At 41.5% G+C, this 6,928-nt stretch carries 3 protein-coding genes; all 3 read left to right on the forward strand.

The genetic code is table 11. The features are described 5' to 3' along the window. Nucleotides 1-30: 30 nt before the first annotated feature. Complete coding sequence (locus ABFC98_02365; GenBank protein ID MEN6444872.1) at nt 31-4,914, forward strand: carboxypeptidase regulatory-like domain-containing protein; 4,884 nt, start codon at nt 31-33, stop codon at nt 4,912-4,914. A gap of 517 nt (nt 4,915-5,431) precedes the next feature. Next, complete coding sequence (locus ABFC98_02370; GenBank protein MEN6444873.1) at nt 5,432-5,989, forward strand: hypothetical protein; 558 nt, start codon at nt 5,432-5,434, stop codon at nt 5,987-5,989. 51 nt (nt 5,990-6,040) lie between these two features. Continuing rightward, nucleotides 6,041-6,928, forward strand: an 888-nt coding sequence (locus ABFC98_02375; protein ID MEN6444874.1) for a hypothetical protein, incomplete at its 3' end; no start/stop codon positions are given.

The raw sequence follows: 6,928 nt of genomic DNA on the forward strand, positions 1-6,928 counted from the left end.
CCAAACATAATTACGGAAAAGGAGATAACTATGAAACGACTATCATTACTACTCGTGATGATATGTATGGTGTGTTTGTCTTGGGCGACAATTGATGAGTATTATACTTTCAATGCCACCACTGGAACCTACACACCAATTACTGGGACTGATGCAGCAATTTCAACTGATGATGGAATTTCCGCTGCCATCCCTATTGGATTCACTTTTGGTTATGGAGATTTTTCTTATAGCGAAGTAAAAATCTCTTCCAACGGCTGGGTTGGATTAGGAACTTCCCAAACTGGAAGTAACCTAACTAACAATCTTGCCTCCACATCTTATCAACCAGTGGTTGCCCCTTTATGGGACGATCTTAGTATGGCTTCAGGAATAGTAAGTTATCTTACCACTGGAACCGCTCCCAATCGTATTTTCACCGTTCAATATGCGGATGCCAAGTGGAACTATAGTGGTCCTGTTGGTTTTAATTTTCAAGTTCAACTTTATGAAACGGGCAAGGTTAGTTTCATTTATGGTTCTAATGCTGGAACGCCAAACAACCCTTCTGCCTCCATTGGCATCAATATGACCCCGGGTGGTTCTGGTTGGTTTTACAGTATAAATCCAACTTCCGGAGCTGCCTCCACTACTACGGAAACCACTACTATTACTACTTTCCCGGCTCAGGGAACTGTGTATGAATTTAATCCCGTTGTGGCTCAAGCCAATGATTTAGCCGCAACGGCCATTTCCGGAAACACTACTCCCACAGCAGGAACAGCAACGGCTTACACAATTACCGTTCGTAACCGGGGAACCAATCCTCAAAGCAATTATCAGGTTAAACTGATTGACAGCAATAACAATGAGCTTGGTTCCACGGCGGGAACCACCATTCAATCCAATGAGACCCTTACTTTTCAGGTTAGTTGGACTCCCACGGTAGCTGGCGCTTTAGTTATTCGCGGTAAAGTTGTTTTAACCGGAGATCAAAATCCTACTAACGACCTAACACCTACTTTGAATATTACCGTTCAGCCAGCTGGTGTTCAGGCAGTTACCATTGCTAACGGAACAGAAACAATGCGGATTCCGATGGATTTCTTCTGGAAGAACTCCCTTTCCGAAAGCATTTATTTGTCTGATGAACTGGGTTTTGTTAGCGGAACTATAACTTCTCTGGCTTATTACAATAACTTTCTTGATTCCCCTGCCAACGGAGCCACCAAAATTTGGATGGGTTCCACCAATGTTCAGGATTTAAGCGGTGGCTGGATTCCTTCCACTCAACTTAGTTTGGTCTTTGACGGCAACATTACTTATCCTTCCGGAGTGAATACCATTACCATTCCTTTGCAAACACCTTATATGCATACTCCCGGAAACTTGGTAATAATGGTCCAGCGTCCTATGGACACACAATATTATTCTGCCAGTGACAATTTCTATGGCTTAACGATTGGCGCTAACCGCACTATAAATATTTATAGTGACAGCACCCCCTATGATCCTGCCAATCCTCCTACCGGAGCAACTCTTACCGGTCTGGTTCCCAAAACAACCATTTTCTATTCAGGACAAGCAATTGTTAATGATATGGGCTGTTTAAGCATTACAGGGAACCCAACACCCAGTGTGGGTGCTGCCTCTAATTATGTAGTAACCGTAAAAAATAACGGCACGGCAGTTCAGACAAATTATACCGTAAAACTAATGAAAGAAGGTGGCGTAGAAGTTGGTTCTGTAGCAGGAACTTCTATAAACTCACTGCAGACCCTACAATTTACCATTCCCTGGACTCCTACTCAAACTGGAGCTACCTACATTTATGGCGAAGTGGTTTTAGCTACTGATGAAATTGCTACTAACAATCAAAGTGCCCATTTGAGCGTTAATGTTCAAGCACAAGGTGTTGTAGCGATAACAGTTGGTGCCGGTGGTTCAACTGGAAGAATGCCAGTAGATATGTATTACCACAATTCTCTGTTTGAAACCATTTATCTCGCTACAGAATTAAATATCGGTGGTTTGCTTACTGGAATTCAGTTCTATAATAATTTCGCAACAAATTTACCCAATATGCCCACCAATATCTGGGTTGGAGAAACCACTCAAACTGATCTAAGTACCGGTTGGATTCCTTCCACTCAGCTTACACAGGTCTATAATGGAACCGTGAATTATCCCAGCGGACCCAATAATATACTCATCACTCTTAATCCGCCTTATGCTTATGGTGGAGGAAATCTTGTCGTGATGGTAGAAAGACCTATGGATACACAATACTATTCATCTTCGGATGTATTCGTTACACAAACTGGAACAGTTGCCGCCCGCACTCTTAATCTCTATAGCGATTCTGTAGATTATGATCCTGCAAGCCCAGCTGCAGCTACTCCCGCTGCAATGTTCCCCAAAACAACCTTTATGCTGATAACCGAAGGTATGGGATCAATAAGCGGAACCGTTTCCGTAGGGGCTACACCTCTATCGGGTGCATCTGTTACAGTTGCTGGAACTGCTTTAGTTTGTACTACCGTTAATGGTGCATACAATTTCCCCTATGTTATGGAAGGTGCTCATCAAGTTACTGCCACTAAACACGGTTATAATTCAGTAACAAACAATGTGACAGTCGTTGAAGATCAAAATACGGTAAGTAACTTTACTCTTGCCCCTCTGCCACAAGTTACCGTAAGTGGACGCGTGGTTGGCAGCGATAATCCTACTGCTGGATTAGCTAATGCTACAATTGCTTTAAGTGGTTATGAACCTTATGAAGCAGTTACCAATGCTTCCGGAAACTTCTCCATTCCCAATGTATATGCCAGCCAAACCTACAATTATACTGTTACTATGACTGGTTACCAACAGGCAACGGGTCAGGTTGTAGTTGGAACTACAAATGTAAATATGGGCGATATTACAGTAACCGAACTTACTCTTCCCCCCGTTAATGTTCAGGCAACTGACAACGGAGCCATTGCCAGCATAACTTGGATGGAACCCGGATCGGGTGGTGGCGATTGGTTACATTATGATAACGGTGAAAATAATGATAGCATCGGAACCGGTGGCGCCAATGACTTTGATGTATATATTCGCTTCCCTGCATCCGAATTAACTCAGTATGCGGGTATGAGTTTATACACCCTAAAAGTATGGCCTGCCCAAGCAGGAACATTCTCTGTTCGCGTTTGGACTGGCGGAACCGCTACTCAGCCAGCTAATATGGTTGTAGATCAAGCTTTTACACCCACTCTGGATACTTATAACACTGTTAATTTAAATAACCCAGTATTGGTTAACGGAAACGAAGAACTTTGGTTTGGCTATCGTAATGTCGTTACTGGTGGATATCCTGCCGGTTGCGATGCCGGACCTGCCGTTGATGGTTTTGGCAATATGATGTATTTTGGTGGTCAGTGGACCACTTTAATTGCACAGAATCCTGCGTTGGATTACAACTGGAACATCCAAGGTTTCGTTGGTTGGGCTGCACCTACTAATGCTCCTTCTTTGGAAGGCATCAAGACAGTGCTAAAGGATACAAAATCTTTGCCTACAGCCAATATTAAATCCGTTGCTCAAAACACAAAAAGCACACAAACTGTAAGATCAACTAACGAGAGAATTCCGGTTGGTTATCAGGTTTGGCGTTTACTGCAGGGTCAGGAAACCAATGAAAGTGCCTGGACTCTGTTAACTCCCACACCTATTAATGCTTTAATGTATCCCGATGCTGGCTGGATTTCATTACCTGATGGCACATACAAATGGGCAGTAAAGACAGTTTATACTGGTGGTGTATATTCCATCGCCGGAATCTCCAATCCCTTGCCTTTATACAACGAAATCGGAACTATCGCCGGTATCGTTCGCAATATGCAAAATCAGCCAATTTCAGGCGCAACAGTTACTTGCGAAAATGTGACTGCTACAACTAACGCCACTGGCGCTTACAGTATGACAGTTTTAGCTGGAACTCACACTGTTACTGCCACTCACCCCAATTATCAGTCCGTATCTCAAACGGGAGTTATTGTTGTAACCGGCGAAACCACTACGGTTAACTTTCAACTACCTCCCACAGCAAATATCTTTACGGACGACTTTGAGTCCTATGCAGATTTCACTATAACCTTTGCTCCTTGGACATTGGTTGATGTAGATCAAAGCGGAACTTATGGTATTCAAGGTTATTCCTGGGAAAATATTTATAATCCCCAGGCATTCATAATCTTCAATCCTACTACCACATCTCCTGCCTTAACTACTTTCGCCGCTCACGGAGGAAACAAATTAGCAGCTTGCTTCGCTTCCACAACTCCTCCCAATAATGATTGGATGATTACTCCTCAGCTTACGCATCCCAATTCAGTCAAGTTCTGGGCAAGAAGTTATGTTTCGGATTATGGATTGGAAAGATTCAAGGTAGGTATTTCTCCTTCCACTAATCCTGCTGATTTCACTATCATTAGTGGACCAAACTACATTGAAGCACCGGTGGACTGGACAGAATTTACCTATCAAATTACCAATGTCGGTAATTACTACATTGGTATTCAGTGCCTTTCCAACGATGCCTTTATTTTCTGCGTAGATGATGTAACAGTTACCGGCGGAGATGTTAATGATCCTGAAGTTCCAGTAGTTGCCACCGCTTTGCATAACAACTATCCGAACCCCTTTAACCCGGAAACCACTATTTCCTATAGCGTTAAAGAAGCAGGACCCGTAACTCTTCAGGTCTATAATGTTAAAGGTCAATTGGTTAAGACCTTGATTAAAGGTATTCAGGAACCCGGAAATCATACAATCGTCTGGAATGGAACCGATAATAATGGTCGCTCAGTTTCCAGTGGCGTGTATTATTACAAAATGCAAGCTGGAAAGTATAGCAGCACCAAGAAAATGATAATGATGAAATAAGTTAACGAGTGAACAGGTTAACTGGTTATCAAGTGAATGGGTTAACTGGTTAACGAGTGAACAGGTTAACTGGTTAACGAGTGAATGGGTTAACTGGTTAACAAGTTAACGAGTGATTAAAGACCCCCGGGCGGAATTGGCTCGGGGGTTTTTTTATGGTTATTTCCTAAGCTTGCCCTCTCATAATTCTGTCACGATTAAGTAACGATTCTGTAGCGAAATTACGGCAGTGTTAGAGAAGTGTTACTGAGTCGTTAGAGAATGGACTATGCCATAAGCAGTTGGCAATAATGCTCGAATACCACGATAAAATACTGTAACACTATAGCATTACAATAAGATAGAATAGATTAATTTTTTTCTTGACAGCCCTATTGCATAGTTATAAATGGCATCAGTTGTGAGCGAGAGATGTGAGATGAGATTCTTTAAAGTATGTCACAAAGATAGTTAAATATTGGCGATAGATTTTAAATGAACTTTATGTTTGCATTTCCATAAACGAGGAAGGATGCTTATGAACCTTAAACAGGTCCGGCTATCCATTTTTTCAGGAGTAACAGAAAGGAACGGAGATAATATTGTTTTCTCTGTTATACTATGGGTATATTCGCTTTCCTGTGTTTATGTGCTCATTTGTTTTCCCCTTATATATCCATTGCTTCAGCTTGAATTTACTTATCTGGCAGCGCTTTTCTTATTACCTAAACTGATTATTTTGGCTGCTAATTTATTGCTTTCCTTTTATCTACTTTATCTTAATTCTTCATTATACGGCTATCTTACACCGTATTTTAGTTATCTAAAATCGCATCTGTTAAGTTATTTACGGTTTGTTCGTTGCAAATCCGTAATTCCTCAAAAAATAATTGTTTATAACGAAATGTTACGCTCTGTCCATCAACCGAGGTTTTTGTATCATAATCATCGCACATTATATATGGGTTCTTCGGTAAAAAGACAACAGCCACATTTCACTTTCTTTATTAACATTTCAAATTTAGTTATGGCTTACCTTGCAAAATGCTCTTACCCCATAACTACAAAATTCGGAAAGGTAATGCCTATCGTTTAATAAATAAGCTAACTCTTCAAGAGAAAAAACATCTAAACAAGGAGTTTTCGTATGAAGAAACTTTTAACTATATGTTGTGCAATGCTGATTGTAGCATTCGTCTTTGCCGATACAATTACTATTGGCACAGGAACAAGCGTCCAGAGATATCCCTTAGGTTCATTTTTTGGTTATGAACGAAGTGCTGCTCTCTATACAGATGCTGAACTGGGAAGCCAAAATCTCAGTATATCTTCGCTTGCCTGGTATTCTACTATTGCTACAACGGCAATCGTTCCCACGAAAATATATTTAAAAACAACTGCTGCAACTACTATTGCAAGTGCGGACACTTGGGCAAATATGATCAGCGGAGCAACTCTTGTATATGATTCTAACTATGGTGACACACCTGCAGGAGGTTGGAATCAATTTTCTCTCACCAGCAGTTTTGCTATTGATAATGGTTTTGGATTAATGGTTCTGGTAGAAAGAAACTATGGAGGTACTGGAAGTAGCTCCGCAGGCGGAAGTTCCGGAGGACCCGGTGTCCAATATACTTCGGTAACTAACACTCATCAATACTGGAATCAGGATTCTACACCTCCATCGGGAAATGGTACTCTAAGCTCTTATCGTCCTAATATCCAGATAGCTTATACTACTTATGAGATAACTACTCCTCCCAATCCTGCCAATCTTGTCAGCCCTCTTAACGGTGCTACTAATATTCTCTTATCGCAGACACTTAATTGGTCATCCGGAGGTGGTGCGCCTACAGGATACAAATTATCTTTTGGAACTGTATCCCCATTTACAACAGTTATCAATCAATCCGATTTAGGAGCCGTAACCACTTATGATCCCGATCTTGCTAACAGCACTGAATATTGGTGGAAAATAACCCCCTATAATGAATATGGAGACACTTCGGCTTGCCCTACCTGGACTTTTACGACA

Origin of the sequence: Candidatus Cloacimonas sp., from assembly GCA_039680785.1 — a bacterium.
Classification (GTDB): domain Bacteria; phylum Cloacimonadota; class Cloacimonadia; order Cloacimonadales; family Cloacimonadaceae; genus Cloacimonas.